A 22,957-nucleotide genomic window follows, 5' to 3' on the forward strand; every position below is an offset into this window, starting at 1 on the left:
GTTGCCGGTCGTGTGTCTTGTTGGGATCGTCGGCTGCGCGTCTGGCTTGTGGGTGTGTGTGATGCAGGCCGTGTGCGGTGTGGTGTGCCGGTTGCGGTGATGCCGTGTAGCCGGTACGCCCGCCGTGCCGGGCCCCCGGTAGCTCCTGCTGCCGGGGGCGGGGGCCGGTTGTGGGCAGGGATTTCGTGTGGCGGCGGGACGGCGTTGAGCCTGACGCCGCCCCAACCACCCTGTGCCTTCATCGTCTTCCGCGCCCGCCCTCACCTCCCTGCCCCTGCCCGCTCTGAGCTTCGTGCTCGGGTTGCCTGTTGTGTCCGTTCTGTTTGTTGTGTGGTGCGGTTGCCGCGTGACAGGCGGTGCACCGCCGGGTCGTGGGCCCCAGAACGTGGCCCCTTCGCCTCGGGTGTGGCCCCTTTCCCCTTATCAGGTCGGCTTTGACAGCCTGACGGCTGCAGCAGCCCCGGCAGTCCAGCAGTCGCGTTGGCTCGGGTGGCCCCGGCAGTCCGGCTGTTCGGCAGTCCTGTTGGTGGTGGCAGCCACGTCGGCCGTTTCGGTCGGGGCAGGCGTGCCGGTCGAGGGGCGGTCGTGTTGGCGGGGGTGTGTCGCCTTTCCTCTTTTGCGTTTGGGAGTAGTGAATGTCGGCGTCCGATGGAAACCGTGGCCGTGGTGGGCAGCACCGTCAGCCTGCCCGCATCTGGGACCGGTTGACGGTGCGCCAGGACGCTGTCGGTGGTGGTTCGGGTACGGCCGGGTCGTCGGCGTCCTCGGCGGGCGCGGCGCGTGTGACGCCCGGAACCCAGGCAGGACCGTCGTCGAACGGAACACACCCTGCGTACCCGCCGTCCGCCCCGCACCAGGCAGGCCCGGCGGGCGGGGCGGGCGGGACGGTTCCGGCGCAGGTGGCGTACCCGACGCGTTCGGGGGGCCGTACGCGCCCGGCGCCTTTGGCGGATCCGGCGGAGGCTGCACATGCAGCACACCCGGCACACGCGGCGCCTGCGGTGGACCCTGCACACCCGGCGTCCTCGGGGCCCTTGGCGTTTTCGGTGGGTCCGGGACATCCAATGCCCTGTACGGACTGGGCAGTCGCCATGCATGGGGGGTCCTCGGCGCCTTCGGTGGATGCGGGGCGCCCGATCAACGTGGGGGACGCGACGTCTGCCACGCATCAGACCTACTCCGAGGCTTCCGCGTATCCGGGACATCTGGGAGGCGTGGCGGTTCCGGGTCATCAGGTGTATCCGGGGCCTGCCGTGCACCCGGGGTATTCGGCGTCTTCGACGGGTCCGACGCATGCAATCGGCGCGGCGGATGCGGGGGAGGGGCTGGGGCCGGCGGGTTCGGCGGTTGTCGGGGGCGGCGGCAGGCCTTTGCGTCCTGCCGGTTCCTCGGATTCTGGCGTGTCCTCAACTGTGCCGCTGGGTGCGGCCGCGGCGGGGCGCTCAGCCTCGTTTTCGCATTCTGTCGGGGTCTCGTCTTCGGGTGTGGTTTCGACGGTGCCGTTGGGTTCGGCTGTGGTGTCGGGTGTGGGGGTGGGGGTGGTTCCGCGTTTGTGTGGGGGTTTGGAGTTGTTGGGGGAGTATCAGGGGTCGGGTTCTGTGGTGCGGAAGTTTTTGTTGCGGAGGGGGGATGGTCAGGTTATTCAGGTGTCGCGGCTTTTGTATTTGGTGGTGGGGTCTGTTGATGGTGTGCGGGATGCGGAGGCGATTTCTCATCGGGTGAGTGGCCGGTATGGGCAGGAGGTGTCGGCTGAGGATGTGGTGTTTTTGGTGGAGCGGAAGTTGACTCCGTTGGGGGTGACGGTCCCGTCCGGTGGGGGCGGGGGTTCGGTTCCGCGGTCGGATTTGTTGTTGGCGTTGAAGGGTCACCGGGTGGTTTTCGGTGAGCGGCAGGTGGCGCGTATTGCGGGGGTGTTGGGGTGGTTGCATGCGCCGCTGGTCGTGGTGTTGGTGCTGGCGTCGGCGGTGGTGATGGATGGCTGGTTGTTCGGGGTGCATGGGGGGATCACGGCGTTGTTGGAGGTGTTGGAGCAGCCGTTGTGGATGCTGTTGCTGTTTGTGCTGACTGTGGTGTCGTTGGTGTTTCATGAGTTCGGGCATGCGTCGGGGTGTCATTACAGTGGGGCGGTGCCGGGGAAGATCGGTTGCGGGATTTTCTTGATCTGGCCGTCGATGTATACGGATGTCACCGATGTGTACCGGGTGGGGAGGGCGGGCCGGCTGCGGACGGGGCTGGGGGGTGTGTATTTCAATGTCGTTTTCATGCTGGTGCTGACGGGCCTGTATCTGGTGACGGGTCAGCCGTTGTTTTTGGCGGCGGTGTATCTGGCGCATTTCGAGGTGCTGGAGCAGTTGATGCCGCTGGTGCGGTTGGACGGTTATTACATTCTGGGTGATCTGGCGGGTGTGCCGGATCTGTTCGGCAAGGTCAAGCCGATTTTGATGGGCCTGTTGCCGGGGCGGCGGCGGGAGGCGGCCGCGGTGCTGGGGTTGAAGCGGTCGGCGCGGATCGTGGTGACGGTGTGGGTGGCGGTCATGGTGCCGCTGCTGCTGGCCGAGGTCGGCTATGTGCTGTGGAACCTTCCCCGGCTGCTGGTGACCGCGGGGCGGGCACTGGCCGCGCAGGTGTCGGGCACCCTCGAGGCGTTCGCCTCCCTGCAGGTGTGGGCGGGGCTGGTAGGTGTTCTCGGCACGTTGATGCTGTTGTGTCCGATGGCGGGCGGCTGTTATCTGGCGGGCCGGATCGTGGTGCGGGTGTGGCGTGCGGGCGTGCGGGCCACCGAGGGCCGGCCGGTGATGCGGCTGGCCGTGGCGGGCGCGGTAGTGGCCGTGGGTGCGGTGCTGGGGGCGGCGTGGGTGCGGGGGCTGACACCGAAACCACTCCCGGCGGCCGCGCCCGTCACCCCGGTGCTGCAGCCCGGTGTGCCCGCCCCACACCCCCAACCGACCGCCTCCACGACCAGCCCCTCACCCACCCCCTCACACCCGACCCGCCAACCCGCCCTCCCACCGTCCCACCGGCCGACCCCCGTGACCCCGCCTGCCGCCTCCAGTGCTGTCCCGGCCTCCTCGAGTCCGGCCACCGCCTCCCCGACGCCGGACGCGTCTCCTACGCGTACCCACCCCACGCCGGATCCGTCGGGGGGCAGCCCGACACCCACGACGACCGGCACACCCCCCACCGGCTCACCCTCACCCTCACCGTCCGTCTCCACCTCGCCCACACGTTCACCCTCACCCTCGGGCACGTCACCGTCGCTGCCCGGGCCGCCGGGTTCCGGCGGCACCTGACACCCGCCCACGCGCAGCGCACCCCAGCCAACACCCGGCCCCACCGCCCACCACGACCAACACCCCCTCCAACCCGCCACTTCTCGTGTTCGCCCATCCATCCACCCCGCTACCCGGTCACCCCATCCATCCGGTTACTGCGTTCCCCGGTCACCCCGGTCACCCCGGTCACCCCGGTCACCCCGGTCACCTCGGTCATCCGGTCTTTGTGTTCCTCGGTCGTCCTGGTCGTTCCGGCGGGCGGGGGTGGTTTGTCCGGCTCTTGTCTTCACTCTCATGCGGGTCAGTTCAGGTGTGGGCGTCGTGTGGGGCCTTTTGGCCTTGTTCCGGCGTCTGCTCTACCGCCTTTATGGCAGGAGGAAAATTGTCATGAATCATCGCAAGCCTTCTCCGCGGCGTCGTTCGCGGTCGGCTGTCGGTCTGGGTTTGGGGGTTGCGGCGAGTGCGACGTTGTCTCTCGTGGCGGCCACGGGTACGGCGGCGGCGGGTCCGGTGGCGGGCCGGTCTTCGGGTGGTGCGGCGATCGCTGTGGATCTGGCGCAGTCGCGTGCGGATCGGACGCGGGTGAATCAGTTCGATGAGTCGTTTCGGATTCACGAGTACGGGCCGTCGGTCGCGGTGACCGCCTACAACCGGGCTGTTGCGCAGTCGGTGGGCTGTTCGGTCCATGCGCCGTGCCGGTCGATCGCTCTGTCGTTTCAGATCGTGACGACCGCGGGCAGCAATGCGCGGCTGATCAATGCGACCAATCTCAGTCAGGCCGTCAATGAGCACTGCTCGGGGTGTCAGACGTTCTCCGCGGCCTACCAGTTCGTGGTGGCCACACCGAGGGCGTTCACTTTGGGTAGTGCCGCGCGTCGTGAACTGGCCGCCATCGAGGACCAGGTGGAGGCGCTGAAGGATTCGCGTGTGCCGGTGGGTGAGGTGACCCGGCAGGCGGACGCGCTCGCGCGTCGGGTCAAGGCCGTTCTGGACGGTGAGATGGCCCGGGCGCCCAGGGCGACCGGTGCGGATCCGCTGGCCGATTTCGCCCCGCACGTCACGATGCACCGCCACGTGCGCTGACGGCCCTCTTCAAGCGCTCAGGGCTGCGGACTCCCACCGCAGCCCTGAGCCCCCCCGGAGGAGGGGAACACCCCCTCCTCTGTCTTCCGTTCCGGCATCCTGCCCCCACCCCGCCCCTGTCCGTTCTCGCTTTCGGCCTGTTGCTCGTTCTGTTGGCGCTGTGGTGTTTCGCCGCACGGCCCGGTGGGGCAGGGCGGGTGTACGCGGGGCGTGGTTTGTTTCTTTTCCTGTGTGAGGTCCGGTGAGCAGTTCTCATCCGCCCAATGTGCGCAATCAGGCTCTGCAGCTCCTTTTTCAGGGGCGCTCGGTCAGGGATGTGGCGGTGCAGCTCGGGCTGCCGCAGCAGACCGTCTACCGCTGGCACCGCACCTGTATCTCGCAGTCCGAGCTGATGCAGGCCCGCGCCCGTATCGAGATGCTGGAGGGTGAGGTCGCGGCCTGCCGGCATCTGATCGACCTGATGAAAGAAGTGGTGCCCCCAAAAGACGCTACGAGATGATCGCGGAGATGGCCCAGGAGGGTTTCACCGCCCGGATGACGATCCGTCTGCTGGGGGTCTCCGAGTCCGGCTACTACGCCTGGCGGGAACGCACTCCCTCGGCCCGCTCGCTGCGGCAAGCCTGGCTGAGCCGGATCATCCGCGACATCCACCGTTCCTCGGGGGCCGTCTTCGGATACCGCCGTATCCGGCAGGAACTCGGTCACCGCTACGGCATCAACGTCAGCCACCAGACCGTGGAACGCCTGATGGGCCAGGCGGGCCTGCGCGGCCGTTCCGGACGCCTCGGCTACCACAGCCCCGGACCGGGCATCGGGCCGGTCGGCGGGGTGGGGGGCCGGCGCTGGATCATCGACGTCCACACCCCCCACCACCCCCACACCCCCGATCACGGCTACACCCCCCACCACCCCCACACCCCCGATCACGGCTACGCCCCCGACCACCGCCGCGCCCCCGATCACCTCCCCGCCGCCGGTCAGCCCCTCGCCGTCTGGTGGGCCGCGATCGTGCTGGACACCACCACCCACCGCCTCATCGCCTTCTCCACCGGCCGGCGCCCCACCGGTCACCTCATCGACCAGGCACTGGACCAGGCGATCACCCAGGAAGCCGCCACACCCCCCACCCCGGGCACCGGCGGTGGACTCGCCGGCTGCTCCTTCACCGCCCGCGCCCACGCCCTGCGGCGCGCGCCGGGCTCCGGGACGGTCGGTGACTGGTACGAGCACTCCCTGACCGAGGCGTTCTGGCACACACTGCGCCACGAACTCGAACTCGCCGACCATGCCCGGCCGGGAGCAGACCACCACGGCCAGGCACTGCTCGACACCCTCGAACACCTCGCCCGCCAACCCTGACCACCACCCCCAACCAGAACCCACACCCAACTTCGGCGCCCAGCCCCCGCGTTCGGCGCCCGCACGAGACACCCGCCCCCTCCACGCCCCGCACGCCCGCTTCCGCCCCCGGCGCCCGACCCGCCTCGACCACGACCCGCCCGCACCGACCATGACCCGCCCGCCCCGATCCCGCCTGCACCGACGATGATCTGCCCGCCCCCGCCCGCCTTCGACCGCCCCGATTGCTCGGCGCCTTTGCCCGCTTGTTCTTCGACCTGTCCCATTCGATCCCGCTCATGACCAAGGAACATGGACACAACTCCACCCCTGCCCATCGCCCAGGTGTTCCGGACCGAGATGAACCACGGCGGGCCCCTGTCGGCGACCCAGGCACACCAGGTCCTGCTGTACTGCGCGCTGGACGCGGCGTGCGTGCCGATGGACCCGCCCGCCGTGCAAGCCGTCGTCCGGCTGGCACAGCTGGACTACCCCACCGTCCAGGCCGTCATCGACTGGATCACCACGGCCGGAACCCGACGCCCCTGACCCGATCCCGCCCTCGCCGTTCGGGAACCCGGCGCCCCTTCGACCCTGTTCCCGGGCCTGGGCCCGCCCCGGCTCCCGCTGGCGTGGGGGAGCAGCAAAGGTAAGGAAGGCGGGACGTGAAAGGGGTGCCTTTGGTCAAGGGGTGATCGTGGTTGGTGGCGCCTCCCGACCTGGGGAAGGCTGGTGGCCGTGCCCCTGACTTGTTGAATCGACCTCAGACGCCAGGTCTGCAGCCGTAGCGTGCAAGGTGCCGGTCGGCACGGGCTCGCGTTGCCCCATGCCGCCCCGCGGGGCTGGCTCATGATTAGCGTGCCGCCGCCGACGGGCGCCCGCGCGGTGTGGCTCGACAGAGGCATGAACGTGTGAGACCGCAACTTCAAGTCAGGTCAGGGTGCCCACCGCACACTTCTGCCGCTTCGAGTACCAGGTCAGGACGTGCGTGATCACGATCGGGCTCGACCTTCGCAAGTCCTCTCACACCGCCGTCGCGATCGACGCCGTAGGCCACAAGATCGGCCAGCGTCGGTTCGTCGTGAACGCCGGAACCTTCGGCCAGCTCATGCGCTGGAGCGAGCAGTGGCCCGAGCGACGCTTCGCAGTCGAAGGAGCCGGCGGCCTCGGAGGAACCCTCGCCCATCAACTCGCCGCCGCAGACGCGCCGTCCGGCCGGGCTCGCGCCCGACTTCGACGTCGTCTGCCTTCCTCGTCACCGAGGAGCAACTAGGGGAGTTCGCCCTTGCGGTCCGCCAAGCGGCCCAAGAAGTCTCACGGCGGCTCTGACCGAGGGGGCACAACGGGCAACTGCTGCCCACTCCGCCGCTTGGACCGGCACCATACTGGCCCGGCGAGGCAGTTCCGTTCGATCCGTGCAATAGGTGCGCCAGTAGGCGGCGACCAGCAGCAACCGGCTCTCTGAGGGCGCGCAGGCGGCGGAGGCAGGAGAGATCTCTCCGATATCGCCGCCGTCCCTTCGCGACGAGCACCGCTCCCGCGCACGCACATTTGCACCCCTGTCGTGTATGCCGCACTGCACCCCACTGCGGGGACCGTCGTTCCGCTGGCCGCCATGGAGGAGCAGTGACCAGTCCCGAAGAGCAGGACTTCGGCGTCACCGCCCGGGGGCGAGGTGATCGGAGTATGCGCCGCAAGCCGGGAAGCCACGAGCCCGGCGCCGGTCTTCGCCCGACCGCCCCCAGCCTGCTCACGATCCGACCATACGGAGCCACCGCGAGACCGGGGCAGGTGGTGCGACGGCCGGACCCAGACATCGGGTTCCGGCCGTCATCCGGGAGTATGCGTGGCTCCCGCTCACCCCGCGTTGCGAAGGATCACGCGTCCGGCGCTGAGGGACGGGTGAAGCTGAAGCTGTCAAGGTTCGCCACGCCGGGTGAGGAACCCAGAGCCACGAGGAAGATGTCGTGTACTCCCTTGGTCGGCGTGATGGGGACCGACTGGGGGATGTAGGTGTCGAAACCTCCGGTGGACAGCACGGTCACGGTGCCGATCACCGGTCCGGTGCGGCTGTCCACGCGGATCTGGAACTGCCGCCCGCTGTAGGACGGGTCGTCCCCGATGCTGCCGGTGAACCAGTCGCGGCCGTTGCCGAAGTCGACACCGGTGTACTTGACCCAGTCACCACCGTCGAAGTTGCCCAGGACGCTGCCGGTGCCCGCGTCGTGTCGAGCGACCCCGCTGCTGTCGGAGTACCGCTCGGCCTGCACGGTCGTACGTTCCACCGTCGAGCCGCCCACCCACTTCGGCACGCCGTACTGGTAGGCGCCGGCGTCGGGATGCCGGTCACGGTACCCGTCGGTTGCCGGTGGCCTCACCACGCCTGCCGAGCGGGCGGGGGAGCCGGCCTGGAGCGAGTAGTCGTGGTTCAGGGGATCGGTGAACAGAGGGTCCGTGGAGTAGGGGAGGTTGTGGGTCTGGGAGACATTGGCCGGACCGTCGGTGTCCCCGATGTTGTTGGCGATATCCATGTCGCTGTAGGTGCCGCCGAAGAAGCTGACGGCCCTGCTGTCCGTGCCCGAGGTGTTGTTGTAGACCTTGTCACCGGACGAGGTGTCCCCATTGAACAGGACGACACCGTAACTGGTGCCGTTCCAGGCGACGTTGTTGTGCACGGTCGCGTTGAAGACGTTGTTGTCCAGGTAGATGCCAGGGGCGAGCGTGCCCCTGCCGGCAAGCCCGGGATCGTGCAGCAGGTTGTGGTCGAGCACGCTGCCGGCCATGTCGACCTTGCAGCACACGTAGATGGCGCCGCCGTCGGTCACGAGGGTGTTGTACCCGGAGAAGTCGTTGTAGGAGATGTGGTTCCCGGCGAACGCCTGCCCCGTCATCTTGTTGTCGACGTTGAGGTCGCTGCGGCCCGCGCCGGCGACGGTGTTGTGGGTGATCGTGTGATCGGAGCCGATGACGTTGATGCCGGCCGCGTAGCTGCCGAGGTAGTCGACGTTCGTGATGGTGTTGTTGCTGACGGTGTTGTCCGTGCCGGTCACCACCACGCCGTTGCCCGCGCTCCAGTCGACCGTGCTGTTGCGGAAGCTGTTGGCGGTGCCGTTGAGGATGATGCCCGAGGTCGATTCACCGGCGGTGAGCATGGCGCAACCGTCGGGGTTCTGCACCATGTTCGGGTCAGGGTCGAGATCGTCGTAGGCGGAGACGTAGCGTGCCGTGATCCGGTCGAGCACGTCGTGGGTGGAGGTGGCCGACGTCTTGATGGTGGTGCCGCGCACCCCGATTCCGACCAGGGAGGTGTAGGAGCGGCCGGACAGGTCGAATCCCACCTCGCGCTGCTTCGCCTCGACGGTGTGCTCCGCAGGGCTGTCCCCGTCCTTCGTCCACGCATAGAGGGTGTGGGCGCCGGAGTCGTAGAACCACTCCCCGGAGTGGCCGAGCAGGCTCAGCCGTCCGCTCAGGGCGTATGTCGTCTTTTGATTGGGGCTGAGACTGATGCAGTTGGGCAGGGAGTCGGCAGTCAGGCTGCCCACGGAGGAGGCGGTGACTTTGGCGGTCTCGGTCACGAACCAGTTGCGAGCGGTCAGCCGGGCTCCCTTCCAGAAGCCCTCGGGCTGGGTGAGCGCGGTGTCGGACAGGCTGTTCTGGGTGCCCGACTCCGCCGTCGCCCAGTGCGGGTCGAGCGGGTTGTCACCAGGGTAGGGCCACTGGGCCTCGATACTCATGGCGCCGTCGACGAACACCTGGTTGCCCGGCAGTTCGGGGTTGAGCGTGGCGGTGGCCTGGTACACATGACCGTCACCGACCGCCGAGGCGAATGGCGAACCGTCGATGGTCGTGTCGTGGGACTTCAGCCGGGAGAGGTCGTCGTCGGTGACCTTCGACCAGCCGGTCACCGGGTCCGTGCCGTCTACGGTCACACTCGCGCCGGGAGCCGCGCGGTACGTGATTCGGGCCTGGGCGGTGCCCTGGTGGGCCGGGGTGATGCTCTCGTGGTAGGTGCCCGAGGCGATCTCACAGGTGTCGCCGGCGGTCATGACTGCGGCGCATTTCTGTATGTGCTCGAAGGGAGCGGAGGCGGAACCGCTGTGGGTGTCCGACCCGGAGCTACTGACGTAGTAGGTCCTGCCGTGTGAGGTCTGCGCGCCGGCGGCGGCCGTCCCGGCGGACAGGAGCACCGTGGCGGAGACGAGCGCCGCCAGCCGCAATCTGGACTGGTTCATGATTGATCCAATCGCCTATCGATGATCGAGCAAGCTAGCGGCGTCGCCAGGACATCGTCAATCACTTGCAACGCTATCGATTAGATGTGAAGTGAACCTTAGAGCGGACCACGACTGTCCCGGAGCTGGCTTCGGACAGGGAAACGGCTGTGTCCCGCGACCACACGGTCGCGGGACACAGCCGTTTCCCTGTCCGGCTCAGCCGGCGGGGATCTCACCTCGCGCGTGAGCGGCGAACTTCTCGGCCGCCAGCTGCGGGTCGCCGGACTCGAGCGCACGCAGCAGGCCGGCGTGCTGCTCGGCCATCTCGCTCCAGTCGCCGGCGAACAGCGGGTCGGACACGACACGAAGGGCACGCAGGCTCGGCTCCATCACAGCCCACACCTTCGGCAGGAAGGGGTTGTTGCTCGCTACGCAGACCATCCGGTGGAAGACGATGTCGGCGTCCCGGAACCGCCCCACGTCACCTGCCGCGGCCGCCTCGCGCATGAGTTCCACCTGGGCGTGAAGCTGGGTCAGTGCCGTGGCGGAGGGGTGTTCCGCCAAGGTCCGCGCCGCCAGTTCCTCGATAACCACCCGGACCCCGCGGGCAGCGTCGGCGTCGTCCTGAGACACCGAGGCGACGAAACTGCCGCGCCTCGGGACGTGCTGCGCCAGTCCCTCGTGCACCAGGCGCTTGACCGCCTCCCGGACGGGCGCCTGGCTGACGGCGAGCTGGCGGGCGATCTCGGACTCCACCAGGCGATCGCCCGGTTTGAGCTCTCCGCTGATGATCAGGCCGCGCACTCGTGTGTACACCTGGTCGGACAGCAGGACCCGCGTCAGCGGCTGTCCGATGGCGCCTGCCATGAAGCCTCCTTGTGTAGACCTATCCGCATCTTATCGATGATCGCGTCAATTTCGTTACCGCCTCTTGACAGCTGGATCACGCAGGCGTTCATATCGCCTATCGATAGAAGCGAATCTTAGGGAGCGCGTCATGAGACTGAGACATACCCGAGCAGTCGGCACCGCGGCCGTCGCCGTGCTCTCGCTCAGCCTGGTCACGGCCTGCGGCGGGGGAGGCTTCCAGTCCGAGGACGGCAGCGACGCGAGCGGGGGAGCGACGGGCACCGTACGGATGCTCGTCAACATCACACCGAACCTGACCAAGAACTACTGGCGCGACCTCGTGGCCCCGTTCGAGAAGGCCAATCCCGGCATCAAGGTCGAGATCGAGGCCCCCACATCGTCGGACGGTGCCGTGGACACCACACTGCCGCAACTGCTCGCCGCAGGCAGCCCACCCGACGTGGTCGAGGGCTCGCACAGCAACAAGGTCGTGCCCTACTTGCGCGACCTGTCGGACCAGTCGTGGGCGACGTCGGCACCCATGGCCGATGCGCAGCGGCTCGACGGTCACCTCTACGACGTCTCGATCGGCCAGCAGGCCCAGTCGCTGATCTTCTACAACAAGACAGCCTTCACCAAGGCCGGCATCACCGATGAGCCGACCACCATGAAGGAGCTGACGGCTGACATGGCGAAGCTCAAGAACGCCGGCTACCTCCCGATGCAGACGGCGGGGGAGTGGGTGACCGAGGCGCAGTTCATGCAGCTGTTCGTCCCCACGCTCACCACCTCCGACCCGGACTGGTACCTGCAAGCTGCCAAGGGCAAGCGCTCCCTGGCAACGGACCTCGGCCCGGCCGCGACGCAGTACAAGTCGTGGATCGACAAGGGGTACATCGACAAGAACGCCCTCGGCACGAAGTACGCGGACGGCGAGACCGACTTCCTGTCGGGCAAGTCCGCGCTGTACCCGATGGGTTGCTGGTTCGTGGCCGCCGAGCACGCTGCGAAGAAGGACTTCGAGGTCGGTGTCTTCGCGGCACCCCAGATGACGAACCCCTCGACCCCGAGCCTGTCGGTCACCCCCGGCTCCAACTACCGAATTTTCAAGGGAAGCAAGCATCAGGCCGCCGACGCCAAGCTCGTGCAATTCCTGACGACGGACAAGGCGGCAGTCGAGAGCCAGCTCAGGCAGGACACCTCCTACCGCACCGGCTATCCCTACCAGCTCACCCCCCTTTCCGACGAGGTACAGAAGCTGCTGGACGACGCGGCCGACGGTCACCAGGCGATCATGGGCGGTGGCGAGTACCAGATGCCCGCCGGTTTCGAGGACGAGGAGGGCAAGCAGATCCAGAGTCTCTACACCGGCGGCAGTCCCTCCACGGCCATGAAGAACGTCGATGCCTGGCTGAAGGCGCAGCCCAAGTGAACGTCGGCCCTTCGCCCCGCCGTCCGTCTGCGCGGCTGCGATCCCCCCTGGGCAGCGCACGCACGCGAGACCGACTGGCCGGAGTGGTGATGACCACCCCCGCCGTAGTGCTGTTCACCGTAATGATGATCGTGCCGCTCGCACTGTCGGCCTATCTCAGCCTGACCAACTGGGACGGCTACACCGCCGACCCGGCTCTTGTCGGCCTGCACAACTACCGTCAGCTGCTGCACGATCCCGAGGTCCGCCACGCTGCCTGGGTCACCGGCCTGATCGCCGTCGTCGGCACCATCGCGATCAACCTGGTCGGCCTCGCGGCCGCCCTGGCGATCGCCGCCCCCTCACGGGTGAACACCTTCCTGCGCACCGTCTTCTTCTATCCGTACGTCATCAGCGCGTTGATCATCGGCTTCCTCTGGTCCGCCCTGCTGTCCACCGACGGCGCGATCAACGCGGTGCTCCACACGCTCGGACACGCGGGCCTGCCCTTCCTGTCGCAGCCCGGATGGGCGCTCGCGAGCCTGATCCTCGTCATCGTCTGGTCCGGCTTCGGCTTCACCCTCGTCCTCTACATCGCGGGCCTCCAGACGGTCCCGGCCTCGCTCGTCGAGGCCGCGCGACTGGACGGGGCGGGACGCTGGCAGATCGTGCGCAACGTCACTCTGCCCATGATCGCCCCGATCGTCACCGTGAACGTCGTCCTCACCCTCGTGTCCCTGCTGCGTACCTACGATTTGGTGCTCTCGCTGACCGGAGGCGGCCCCGCAGGCACCACGCAGACCGGTGCCTATCTGATCCTCGCCGAGTCCTTCCAGAACAACGTCCTGGGTTACGGATCCGCCCAATCGGTTGTCCTCACCGTCATCACCGCCATAGCCGCCCTTGCCGTCACCCTGCTGCGGCGGCGCGTGGACGCGGGAGCTGCCGCATGAGCCACGAACAAGGACCTCTCGTCCGGTTGTCCGACGCGATTTCGCCGCCTGCCGAGGACCGGCCGCACATCCCGGCCTGCGACGAGCCCGTCCGACCCGCTCCACCGCGGACGGGGGCCCGGCAGAGCGCCTGGACCGCCGTCCGGGCGGTCACGCTCAGCATCGGCGCGCTGGTGATGCTCGTGCCGCTGTGGGTACTGATCGTCAACGCCTTCAAGTCCGAACAGGACATCCGCACATCGCCCTTCGGGGTGCCGCTGTCACGGCTGAGCCTGTCGCACCTCCACGACGCGCTGACCGATCCCGACTTCGACGTGGTGAAGGCGTACGGCGTCACGATCCTGTTCGTGGTGCTCGTCAATATCCTGTCCCTGCTGCTCGCGGCACCCGTCTCGTATGTCGTTGCACGCGGCCGCACCCGATGGCACACCGCGCTGCTCCTGCTGTTCGTGGCAGGCACGTTCGTGCCCAGCCAGGTGTTGCTCATCCCCGTCGTCTACGTCCTGAAGTACCTCGGACTGATGGGCACGATCCCCGGATTCGTCCTGTTCGAGACCACGCTGACGCTGCCCGTGTCGGTGTTCCTCTACAGCGCGTACATCCGGACCGTGCCGGCGGAACTCGACCAGGCCGCCGCCGTGGACGGAGCGGGACGGCTGCGCACCTTCTGGCTCGTGGTCTTCCCACTCATGCGGCCCATCGTGGCCACCGCAGTAATCCTGCACAGCCTGAACGTGTGGAACGACTTTGCCAACCCGCAAATCATCCTCGGCCCCGGCAGCGGCCTCTACACCGTCACCACCGGGGTATACGCCGCCGTCGGCAAGTACTCCACGCACTACGCGGTGGTCTTCCCCAACCTGTTGCTCGCCGTGCTGCCTGCCCTCGCCTTCTTCGTGATCATGCAGCGGCACATCATCAGCGGGCTGACCACCGGCGCCACGAAGGGCTGACATGACCTTCACCGAACCCGACCCCATGTCACGTCCGAGGCCCGAGATCGTCGCCACCACCCCGAGCACGGCACCCCCGACCTGGGCCGTCCTGCAACGCCGCCTGTTCGACGACCTCGACACGGCCTGGCGCGCCTTCCGTGACCGGTACACCGACCCCCGGGACGGCCGCCTGCGCTTCGCCGGCCGCATCGACGACCGCGACGGCGCCGACGACTTTTACGAGGCATTCTTCAACTGGCCCGCTCTCTACCTGCTCGGCGGCGCGGACGACCTGCTGCCCGCCGTCAAACGGCACTGGGAGGGTGTCACCGCACAACTGACCGAACTCGGCCTCTACAAGGACGAGTTCGAGCGCGGCTACGACTGGTTCCACCAGGGCGAGGCACTCCTGATGTTCTACGGCATCTGCGCCGCCGACCCCGCCGACGAGCGCTTCCGGCGGCGCGCGCTGCGCTTCGCCGAGCAGTATCTGCCCGACAGCCCCGCCGGCAACTACGACCCCGAGACACGCATCATCCGCACCCCGCACAACGGCTCCGACGGACCACGCCCCGGCCTCGGGCCACAATGGGACGACGGCTTCGCCGCCGACCAGCCCGGCATGCGCCCCTACGGCCTGCCACTGGAGGACGTGCCCGGCATCACCAGATGGGACGACCTCGCCGACCCCGACCTCGCCGTTCGCATGGGCCACCACATGCGTGACCGCCTCGGCCGCGGCGACACCGTGGTCAACCTGGCGGCCACCGCCCTGGTGACCAACGCCTGGCTTTACGACCACGATCCGCGGTTCGCCGCCTGGGTACTGTCATACGTCGATGCCTGGCGCGAACGCGCCGCCGCCCGCGGTGCCATGCCGGACAACGTGGGGCCCACGGGCACCGTCGGCGAAGACCACGGCGGACGCTGGTACGGCGGCCATTACGGCTGGAGCTGGCCACACGGCGTGCACTCCGTCGGGGCCGCAACACTGGTCGGTGCCGTCAGCGCCTGCCTGGTCAGCGGTGGCTTCGACCGCCTCGACCTGGCCCGTCGCCCGCTCGATCAAGTGTGGGAACAACGCCGCACCGGCATTCTGTCCCACCAGGACACCAGCAGGCGGCACAGTTGGGAGCCGCTGCTGGGGGAGGAAGCGGGGAATTCCATCAACCTGCTGCCCACCCGCGTCGGCGTCCACGGATGGTTCGATCCTGAACCCGCCCAGAGCGCGTACTGGACCTGGCTGTGGTGGTTCGGCATGCAACCACAGGACCAGGCCCGCCTTGACGCCCTGCGGGACGCCGCCGGCTACGACTGGAGCGCCGTCCGGGCCTTCCGCGACAAGGAGGAGGCCGGGCACGAACCGCCCTGGTTGGCCTACCTCGCGGGCGTCAACCCCGGCTACCCCGAACAGGCCCACCGCATGGCCCTCGGCCAGGTCCGCCACCGTATGGCTCTCCTCGCGGCCGACTCCGCTGGGACCGAAGAGACCGACCTGCACCGGTGGCAGCGACTGAACCCCGTGGTCACCGAGGTGCTCACCCAGCTCACCACCGGTGCACCCCAGACCCTCTACAACGGCGGCCTGCACCTGGCCAGGGTTCGCTACGACGACCTCGACCGCGAACGCCCCGGGCTGCCCCCGGATGTGGCCGCCCTCGTCGACCGACTCGGGGCGGAAACGACCGGCCTGCACCTGGTCAACCTGAGCCTGACGCACACGCGCAGACTCCGCGTGAGAGCAGGCGCGTTCGGTGAACACCTGATCACGACCGCGCAGTGGGAGAGCACGGCCGACGAACACGTTCCCGACCCGCGCGACTACGCGCTGCCCGTACCCGCCACCCGATTCGACTCCGTCGAAGTGCACGCCAACGCCCTGCACATCACTCTGCCGCCGAGATGTGAACTGCACCTGCGGCTGGGCATGCGGCTGAACGCAATGCGCGCCGCGCACCAGAGCGCTACCGAACAATCCAGGAGAACTTCGTGACCGACACGCCCGCTTCCCCCGTGCCCGCTGACGCCGACACTGCGGACGCAGTGTGGCCCCTGCCCGTCCGGGGCGAGACACCAGGGCATCCGGACAGCGCGGAGCTCAGCGCACTCAGCCAGGTCAGCGCCGCCACCGCCTGCGCCAAGCTGCACGAGCTGGGCATCCGGCGCACCTACATCCAGGGACCGGCCCCGCTGACACCTGGCCAGAAGGTCACCGGTCGCGTCCGCACCCTCCAGTTCATGCCCCAGCGTGAGGACATCGCCAGCGGACTGGGCCAGGAGTACGTCGAGCGCAGCACCGCGCTGTGGGCCGTCCTGGAAGCGGTCGAGCCCGGGGACGTACTGGTTGTGCAGGCCTACGGCAGCGCCTTCACCGGCTGCTTCGGCGACATGCTCGTGCGCTATTTCAAGCGCAAGGGCGGCGCCGGCATCGTCGTGGACGGATGCATCCGCGACGCGCCCCGGGTCCGCCAGCTGGGTGTGCCGATCTGGTGCACGGGTAGCACGCCCCACTACGCCTCCCAGTCCGAACTCTTCCCCTGGGCGTACGACGTGCCGGTGGCGGCCGGGGGAGTGCTGTGCCTGCCCGGCGATCTGGTCGTGGCCGACGACGACGGAGCCGTTGTCGTACCCCGGGCGAAGTCCGCGCTCGTCGTCGCCAGCGCCTCCGACCACGAGCAGTGGGAGGAATTCAGCAGGCTGCGGATCGACGGCGGCGCGCGGCTGTCCGACTACTACCCGCTCACCCCCGACAGCCGTGAGGAGTATGAGCAGTGGCGCGACTCGCGTACGGCGTGACCGGCGGCCCACCTGCTCTGCCCCGGCTCGGACTCGGTTGCGCCCCCATCGGTGACCTGTATGCAGCCATCGACCCCGCCGACGCGGTCGCCACCGTGCACGCGGCGCTCGCGTCGGGCTTCGAGCTGCTGGACACAGCCCCCAAGTACGGCAACGGCCTGTCCGAAGCACGGCTCGGCCGGGCGCTCGGCTCCGTCGACCGACGCACATACCGGCTGTCCACGAAAGTGGGCTGGGACGTCGCCGAAGGCCGCGATCCGGTACCGGCGTTCGATCCGGAGGCTGTGCTGCGCAGCGTCGAAAGCAGTCTGCGACGGCTGGGCGTGGACCGGCTTGACATCGTTCATGTCCACGACCCTGACGACCATCTCGACCAGGCCGTGGCCGAGACCGTCCCCACGCTGCTTCAGCTGCGCGACGAAGGCGTCGTGGGAGCCGTCGGGGCCGGGATGAACAGCGACCGTTCGCTGGCCGAACTGGTACGCAGCGCCGACCTCGACCATGTCCTGATCGCAGGCCGGTACACCCTGCTGGAACAGGGGGCGCTGTCCGGTCTCCTTCCGCTGTGCGCCGACCGGGGCGTCGAGGTCATCGCGGCAGGTGTCTTCAACTCGGGCCTGCTCGCCGATCCTCGCCCCGGCGCTCCCTACAACTACAAGCCGGCCCCCGCGGACGTCCTGGCACGGGCCCTGCGGATCCAGGCGGTCTGCGAACGCCACGGCGTGCCACTGCGGGCCGCGGCGCTTCGTTTCCCACTTGCCCACCCAGCCGTGACCACCGTCATCGTCGGCGCAGCGAGCCCCGCCGAGGTTGCGGACAACGCGGCCATGACCCGGACGCCCCTGCCATCCGTGTTGTGGGACGACCTGCGCGATGCCGGTCTGATCGATGCGGGTGCGCCGCTGCCATGACGACGGACACCGAACCCGCAGACTCCGTCGCGCCCTTCGATCCGTATTTCGACACGCTGTTCCGGCCGTTCACGTCCGGCTGCCCGGTTGACCCGGCGGCCGAGGTCGAGCGGTTCTGGGCGGTGCCCGAGCGATACCTGCCACCCGCAACCGACGTCCATGACGACCAGGTGGCGGGACCGCACGGCCGGATACCGGTGCGTGTCCACGCGCCCGCGGACGGCGCCCCCACCGGCGGTGCGGTGGTGTGGGTGCACGGCGGCAGCTTCGTCAGCGGCAACCTCGACGTCCCGGAAGCGGACGCCGTGGCTCGGGCGCTGTGCGTGACCTCGGGCTGCATCGTCGTCAGCGCGACGTACCACCTCGCCGGCCCCGGCACCCGCTTCCCGGTACCGCATCACGACGTACTTGCCGCCTGGCGCTGGGCCCGCCGGCACCTCGAGGAACGGGGACTGGACCCGCAACGGACGGCCCTCGGCGGGGCCAGCGCAGGAGCGAACCTGGCCGCGGGAGTGGCACTGCACACGCGGGACACCGGTGAACCGCAGCCGGCCGGGCTCGTCCTGGTGTACCCGACGATGCACGCGCATGCACAGCCGCCGAGCGCCGAACTGGCACGCAAGACAGCTCGGTTGCCACCGGAGTTCCGCTGCCTTCCCTCTGCGGTCGACGAGATGACGAGAAACTACCTCGGTCCCGAGACGACCGAGGTGCCGGATCACGCCATGCCCGGGCAGGCGGATCTGCACGGTCTGCCGCCCACGCTTTTGATCAGCGCCGAGTACGACGACCTGCGCTCGTCGGCCGAGGCCTTCACGACATCACTGTCGGAGGCCGCAGTGCCCACACACATCCGCATGGAGGAAGGCAGTCCGCACGGCTACCTCGCCCATCCCGTCAGCCCCGCGTTCGACCGCTCGGTGCGTGCCATCGCCGGCTTCCTACGGTCCGTTCGGGGTGGGTCCCCCCTTGGGACACGGCTCGTCAGCCGATCGAGAGACGATCATGAGGCCTGCGCCGCAGATGTAGCACCCGGCCCCGTGACAACGATGCAGTGCCATTGCGGCTGAGCAGGTACGCGCACGCTCGCGCTGGGTGTGCATCGCGCTGCCGGCCACGACCACGCCCGCCAGATCATCGATGGTCTCCGGCAGCGGCTGGAAGCAAGTGATCCTGTTGGTCTTCTCGTCCACGTCGAGCCGGTCCGGGGCCAAGCTGAAACGCCTCGTCAGCCGCGATGGCGTGATGAGTTGTATCCGGCGCTCAAGAGCGTGCCCGAACATCAGGTCCTAAGTCCGGCGAAGGGGCGGGTCTGGATCCCTGGACCGATGATGGCGCGTCATCGCATGGCTACAGTCAGATCACATGGGAAACGACGGCACGCTCGACGAGGCCTACGAACGGCTACACCGGACCGGACCGGAATTTGAAGGCTGGCTGACCAATCACGGTCCCATGGCAGTGGAATCCATGGTCAGACGCGGACACGCGCGACAGGTCCACCGCTGGTTGGACCTCTACATGAATCGGCTGGACGATCGCCCCCGCGGCGCCTCGCCCATCACCGCCGCCGAATGGCGCACAGCGCTGGGGGACCCGCATCGTCTCGGCGACTGGCTTACGTTCTTCGAACGAGAGATCACCGAACGGCCCTGGCGCGCGGTACTGGAGACGTGGTGGCCGCGGCTTCTGCCCGGTATCGCGGCCGGTGCCACCCACGGGGTGATCCGTACCGGCCACGCCGTCCACGCCCTGCTGGAACACGAGGACGGACCGCGCCTGGCCGAGCTCGCCCAAGCCCTCGGCTACTGGGCGGCGCGCTGGCAGCGGGTGCCATCCGCCACCCCTTCCGGAACCGCCGACGCGGCGTCCGCTCTCGCGAGCGTTCCGCGCGTTCCCGACCAGACCGGGGGCATCAACCACCGCCTCGACCAGCTCACCGGCCTGACCGGCTGGCCGAGCGCGCTGGCCGCGCTGAGACCCGCCGCGGACGCCGGGGCGGCCCGGGACCTGCTGGCCGAACTGACGACGGCCGCCGCCATGCACTACCTCCCGAACGCGCACGGCTCGCCCGTCATGCTGGTTCACGCCGCAACGGCACCCATGGCTGTGCTGCGTACCTTGCCCGCAATTCCCAGCGCCCAATGGGTCATGAGCCTGCACGCGGCCTGGGGCGCGAGCGCGGCCGTGGCCGCGGCCTACACCCCGGACGCACCCGCACCTCGGCACACGCTCCCCGCCGCCTCCCAGTCAGCGGAAGAGACATTCGCCCTGGCCGTCCGCCACCAGGACGAACACGTCATCAAGCTTGCCGACACCTGTCTCGACGTTCACCAACGCACAGGCCGCCCCGATGCTCTGAGCGCGGTTATTCGTGCGACCGAACTGATCGACGAGCCCTGATGCCCCCCTTCGGCTCTGTTCCAGGTGCTGACCGAGCGCGAGGAGAAGAACAGCGTCGCCGTCGCCTCCAACGCACCGTTCGGGGGGTGGACCGAGAACTTCACTGATCCCCGCCTTTGCACAGCCATTGTCGATCGGCTCACCTTCAACGGCACGATCAAGCGTCGCCGGATCAACACGGCGATCGACGACCCGGCTGCGACGGCGCGTGCTTGCACGAGTTGGGTGGCGAAGTGCCAGTCTGCGCCTTCCGCGGGTGTGGGTATGTGCGGCTGGAGGCCGCGGGTGAGCTTGTGCATTCCGTCGATGGCTCGCAGGTGGTGCCGGGTCAGTGGGGAGGCGGGACCGGGGGTCTCGCCGCCGAGTACCCGTTCCAGAGTGGTCCAGGCTGCGGGCCCGCACCAGCCCATCTCGGCGACGAACGAGGGGTCGTGGTCTCGGTAGTGGGCGTAGTCCGTCTCGTTCCAGGGGTCCCAGAGGTGGGTGGGGCCGTGAGTGTCGGTTGCCGGGTCGGTGTGGAGGGCGCCGGACCATGGGGTATTGGGCAGGTACGGGCGGGTCGGGTCGAGACGGGCCAGTACGTCGGGCAGTATGTCGAGGTAGTAGCGCGTGCCCCATCCGCGCTCGCCGATCTGGTCGCTCCATCCCCAGTGGTGCCGGCCCAGTACTGTCTCGTTGCCGCCGCACCACACCACCAGGCTGGGGTGCGGCGACATGCGGGTGACGGCTTGCTCGGCCTCGGCAGTGACCAGTGCCGCGGTGGTGTCGTCCTCGCAGACACGGTCGTCAGGGTTCGGTCGGCCCCACCGGATCACGCACTACCAGCGTCGGGGGCTGGCAGCGTTTCCACGAGGCCTGCAGCCATCGCTCGCAGCAGCAATGTGAGGTGGGCCGTGAAGTCGAGCGTGAGATGCCGCCAGCCCGGAACCTGCTGGTACAGCTCGGCGAGGGTCGGCGTGGGATGGGCGGCCTGCCAAAGGCCGCTCGCCAGGGGGAGCGTGGCGGCCACAAGCGCCCGCAGTTGGCTGTTGGACATCAGGCTCGCAAGCTCCAACAACTCGATGATCTCGTCGTGCGCTGCGAAGGCGTGAGTCTTGTAGCGGCGGGCGCACTCGATGTCCACGTCACCCTCGAGGCTCATCGTGGCATGGGCGAGGAGGTCGCAGAACACCGGCAGTGATGCGATTGTCTCGACAAGCATGTCTGAAACGTCGGACGGGCCGAGGCCAGTCCGCCCAGCCAGTCGGGTGCTGATCGCGTTGCGCCAGTGCGTCCAGCCGCGCTCCGCGAGTGCCAGCAGCAGCTCTTCCTTGCTTGCGTAGTAGCGCCGCACGCCGGTGCGGTGAAGGCCGGCGCGCTCCGTCACGGCTGCGACGGTCACGAATCGTACGCCGCCGAGTTCGAGCGCGAGGGCTTCCGCGGCGGCGAGCAGGTCCTCGGAACGTTGCGCCTTGTCTTCTGTGGATCTCGCTCTCTCTCGCACCCCACCACGATAACGCACGTGACGTCGCGCTACGTGGTATGGTCTCGGTTAACGCATCACGAGGTGCGTTAGATCGATGTGAGGAAAGCTGTGAAAGCTGTGCAGGCTACCCATTACGGAGACCCGAACGTCCTCGAGGTGGTGGAACTACCTGACCCCACACCGGGTCCGGGTGAGATCACCATCGACGTCACCCATGCCGCGGTCGGCCTCGTCGACTTGTTCTTCCGTGAAGGTCGATTCAAGGACCGACCCGGGATGCCGCAACCGCCGTTCGTCCCCGGGCTCGAAGTCGCGGGGACGGTCCGTGCGCTTGGCGACGGGGTTGCCGGATTCACAGTCGGCGAGCGGGTCGTGTCGATGTCCAACGGGGGCATCAACGGCTACGCGTCGGTGTTCCTCGCGCAGGCAGCTCTAGTCGTGTCGCTCGAGGGGTACGACATCGACCCCGCTCTGGCGGTCTCGGTCGTGCCGAACGCGGCGATGGCTCACGTCGCATTGACGCGTGTGGCCCGACTCGTCGAGGGTGAGAGCGTACTGATCCACGGAGCGCTCGGCGGATTCTCCTCCGCGTTCCCCGGCATCGCGAAGCAACTCGGCGCCAGTCGGATCGTCGGCACGGTACGCGCGAGCAAACTCGAAGCCGCCGCAACCACGAAGCTTCCTTACGACAAAATCGTTGATTCGGCCGAGTTTCCGACTGCACTCGGAGAGGAGCGATTCGACGTCGTCATCGATCCGGTCGGCGGCGAGGTACGCAGCAGGAGCCTCGACGTGATGCGCCCCGGCGGCCGGCTCATCGCTTCCGGCAATGCGAGTGGTGACTGGGGCCACTCGATCGAGACCGACCGGCTCTGGCTGGGAAGCGTCGCATTCATGGGCTTCAACGCCGGTGCCTACATACCTGCCCACCCGGACACCGTGAGGCCTGCACTCGAAGCAGCCGTGTCGGCCGTCGCCGCCGGTCTCGGCCAGACTGAGGTCGATGTGCTCCCCTTCGGCCAGGCAGTCACGGCCCACGAGCGGATGACGAAGCGCTCCCTCAAGGGGCGTATCGCTTTGACGCCAGGCGAGTCGGCGTAAGGAACCGGACCGCAGCGAAACGCCGCCAAGGCGTACTCGTCCGGACATGGCCTTCCATTCATGTGATCGCTCGTGAAGCGATCCGGATCATTCACATCTTCGTTACGTGAGTCCCACAAATTCGCCGAGGCGTTCCGCTTTGAGTCGCCTCCAGTGCAGGGACAGCTCCCAGGGAGATCGCGTGCGTGCTACACCAGCGGTGGACTTAGCCGCGTCGGGCGGATTA

Annotated in this window: 18 protein-coding genes and 1 pseudogene; 16 read left to right on the forward strand and 3 right to left on the reverse strand. The window is 68.3% G+C overall.

Going from position 1 to position 22,957, the window contains the following annotated elements:
- Positions 1-1,562: 1,562 nt before the first annotated feature.
- The 6 genes from ACSHXN_RS42765 (at position 1,563) to ACSHXN_RS42790 (ending at position 6,966) form a co-directional block, all read left to right on the forward strand.
- Entirely contained in the window at positions 1,563-3,290 is a 1,728-nt protein-coding gene (locus ACSHXN_RS42765; RefSeq protein WP_438306345.1) for a hypothetical protein, read from the forward strand.
- Positions 3,291-3,659: 369 nt separating this feature from the next.
- On the forward strand, positions 3,660-4,355 hold the full coding sequence (locus tag ACSHXN_RS42770; protein WP_438302377.1) for a hypothetical protein: 696 nt from the start codon (positions 3,660-3,662) through the stop codon (positions 4,353-4,355).
- Positions 4,356-4,596: 241 nt separating this feature from the next.
- Positions 4,597-4,854: a helix-turn-helix domain-containing protein gene (locus ACSHXN_RS42775; protein ID WP_355142554.1), complete on the forward strand. Its 258-nt coding sequence runs from the start codon at positions 4,597-4,599 to the stop codon at positions 4,852-4,854.
- Between the two features lie 8 nt (positions 4,855-4,862).
- On the forward strand, positions 4,863-5,714 hold the full coding sequence (locus ACSHXN_RS42780; RefSeq protein WP_438302376.1) for an IS3 family transposase: 852 nt from the start codon (positions 4,863-4,865) through the stop codon (positions 5,712-5,714).
- Positions 5,715-6,005: 291 nt separating this feature from the next.
- Positions 6,006-6,242, forward strand: coding sequence for a hypothetical protein (locus tag ACSHXN_RS42785; protein ID WP_356114610.1), 237 nt, complete (start codon positions 6,006-6,008; stop codon positions 6,240-6,242).
- 391 nt (positions 6,243-6,633) lie between these two features.
- Positions 6,634-6,966: a hypothetical protein gene (locus ACSHXN_RS42790; RefSeq protein WP_355142191.1), complete on the forward strand. Its 333-nt coding sequence runs from the start codon at positions 6,634-6,636 to the stop codon at positions 6,964-6,966.
- 604 nt (positions 6,967-7,570) lie between these two features.
- On the opposite strand, the gene ACSHXN_RS42795 is transcribed toward ACSHXN_RS42790, so the two are convergent.
- Entirely contained in the window at positions 7,571-9,925 is a 2,355-nt protein-coding gene (locus ACSHXN_RS42795) for a carbohydrate-binding protein (protein WP_383358818.1), read from the reverse strand.
- A gap of 198 nt (positions 9,926-10,123) precedes the next feature.
- Entirely contained in the window at positions 10,124-10,774 is a 651-nt protein-coding gene (locus ACSHXN_RS42800; RefSeq protein WP_355142195.1) for a GntR family transcriptional regulator, read from the reverse strand.
- Between the two features lie 130 nt (positions 10,775-10,904).
- On the opposite strand from ACSHXN_RS42800, the gene ACSHXN_RS42805 reads away from it, so the two are divergent.
- The 9 genes and pseudogenes from ACSHXN_RS42805 to ACSHXN_RS42845 all read left to right on the forward strand — a co-directional run.
- Positions 10,905-12,188: an ABC transporter substrate-binding protein gene (locus tag ACSHXN_RS42805; RefSeq protein WP_438306346.1), complete on the forward strand. Its 1,284-nt coding sequence runs from the start codon at positions 10,905-10,907 to the stop codon at positions 12,186-12,188.
- 89 nt (positions 12,189-12,277) lie between these two features.
- Positions 12,278-13,120: a carbohydrate ABC transporter permease gene (locus ACSHXN_RS42810; protein ID WP_438306347.1), complete on the forward strand. Its 843-nt coding sequence runs from the start codon at positions 12,278-12,280 to the stop codon at positions 13,118-13,120.
- Positions 13,117-14,073: a carbohydrate ABC transporter permease gene (locus tag ACSHXN_RS42815; protein WP_356297436.1), complete on the forward strand. Its 957-nt coding sequence runs from the start codon at positions 13,117-13,119 to the stop codon at positions 14,071-14,073. The genes ACSHXN_RS42810 and ACSHXN_RS42815 overlap by 4 nt, the downstream gene beginning before the upstream one ends.
- 1 nt (position 14,074) lies before the next feature.
- Positions 14,075-16,048 (forward strand): hypothetical protein, encoded by a 1,974-nt coding sequence (locus ACSHXN_RS42820; protein ID WP_438306348.1) that lies wholly within the window; start codon positions 14,075-14,077, stop codon positions 16,046-16,048.
- Positions 16,045-16,851, forward strand: a complete 807-nt coding sequence (locus ACSHXN_RS42825; protein WP_355142205.1) for a ribonuclease activity regulator RraA — start codon at positions 16,045-16,047, stop codon at positions 16,849-16,851. Before ACSHXN_RS42820 ends, ACSHXN_RS42825 begins: the two co-directional genes overlap by 4 nt.
- Positions 16,827-17,762 (forward strand): aldo/keto reductase, encoded by a 936-nt coding sequence (locus ACSHXN_RS42830; RefSeq protein WP_438306349.1) that lies wholly within the window; start codon positions 16,827-16,829, stop codon positions 17,760-17,762. Before ACSHXN_RS42825 ends, ACSHXN_RS42830 begins: the two co-directional genes overlap by 25 nt.
- Positions 17,759-18,832, forward strand: coding sequence for an alpha/beta hydrolase (locus tag ACSHXN_RS42835; RefSeq protein ID WP_356114616.1), 1,074 nt, complete (start codon positions 17,759-17,761; stop codon positions 18,830-18,832). The genes ACSHXN_RS42830 and ACSHXN_RS42835 overlap by 4 nt, the downstream gene beginning before the upstream one ends.
- Positions 18,833-19,127: 295 nt before the next feature.
- Complete coding sequence (locus tag ACSHXN_RS42840) at positions 19,128-20,165, forward strand: questin oxidase family protein (RefSeq protein WP_438306350.1); 1,038 nt, start codon at positions 19,128-19,130, stop codon at positions 20,163-20,165.
- 15 nt (positions 20,166-20,180) lie between these two features.
- Positions 20,181-20,324: pseudogene (locus ACSHXN_RS42845) on the forward strand (ATP-binding protein); the annotation flags it as partial.
- A gap of 652 nt (positions 20,325-20,976) precedes the next feature.
- On the opposite strand, the gene ACSHXN_RS42850 reads toward ACSHXN_RS42845, so the two are convergent.
- Complete coding sequence (locus ACSHXN_RS42850; protein ID WP_355142075.1) at positions 20,977-21,648, reverse strand: TetR family transcriptional regulator; 672 nt, start codon at positions 21,646-21,648, stop codon at positions 20,977-20,979.
- Between the two features lie 90 nt (positions 21,649-21,738).
- On the opposite strand from ACSHXN_RS42850, the gene ACSHXN_RS42855 reads away from it, so the two are divergent.
- Complete coding sequence (locus tag ACSHXN_RS42855) at positions 21,739-22,731, forward strand: quinone oxidoreductase family protein (RefSeq protein ID WP_438306351.1); 993 nt, start codon at positions 21,739-21,741, stop codon at positions 22,729-22,731.
- Positions 22,732-22,957 lie beyond the last annotated feature (226 nt).

This window comes from Streptomyces sp. HUAS TT11 (assembly GCF_051553595.1).
Lineage (GTDB): Bacteria > Actinomycetota > Actinomycetes > Streptomycetales > Streptomycetaceae > Streptomyces.

What these genes read in the sequence shown, in the direction of transcription:
- ACSHXN_RS42785 (WP_356114610.1), top strand. Translation starts at nt 6,006, where the DNA reads ATGGACACAACTCCACCCCTGCCCATCGCCCAGGTGTTCCGGACCGAG.
- ACSHXN_RS42835 (WP_356114616.1), top strand. Translation starts at nt 17,759, where the DNA reads ATGACGACGGACACCGAACCCGCAGACTCCGTCGCGCCCTTCGATCCG.
- ACSHXN_RS42780 (WP_438302376.1), top strand. Translation starts at nt 4,863, where the DNA reads ATGGCCCAGGAGGGTTTCACCGCCCGGATGACGATCCGTCTGCTGGGG.
- ACSHXN_RS42820 (WP_438306348.1), top strand. Translation starts at nt 14,075, where the DNA reads ATGACCTTCACCGAACCCGACCCCATGTCACGTCCGAGGCCCGAGATC.
- ACSHXN_RS42805 (WP_438306346.1), top strand. Translation starts at nt 10,905, where the DNA reads ATGAGACTGAGACATACCCGAGCAGTCGGCACCGCGGCCGTCGCCGTG.
- ACSHXN_RS42770 (WP_438302377.1), top strand. Translation starts at nt 3,660, where the DNA reads ATGAATCATCGCAAGCCTTCTCCGCGGCGTCGTTCGCGGTCGGCTGTC.
- ACSHXN_RS42795 (WP_383358818.1), bottom strand. Translation starts at nt 9,925, where the DNA reads ATGAACCAGTCCAGATTGCGGCTGGCGGCGCTCGTCTCCGCCACGGTG.
- ACSHXN_RS42810 (WP_438306347.1), top strand. Translation starts at nt 12,278, where the DNA reads ATGACCACCCCCGCCGTAGTGCTGTTCACCGTAATGATGATCGTGCCG.
- ACSHXN_RS42800 (WP_355142195.1), bottom strand. Translation starts at nt 10,774, where the DNA reads ATGGCAGGCGCCATCGGACAGCCGCTGACGCGGGTCCTGCTGTCCGAC.
- ACSHXN_RS42840 (WP_438306350.1), top strand. Translation starts at nt 19,128, where the DNA reads ATGGGAAACGACGGCACGCTCGACGAGGCCTACGAACGGCTACACCGG.
- ACSHXN_RS42815 (WP_356297436.1), top strand. Translation starts at nt 13,117, where the DNA reads ATGAGCCACGAACAAGGACCTCTCGTCCGGTTGTCCGACGCGATTTCG.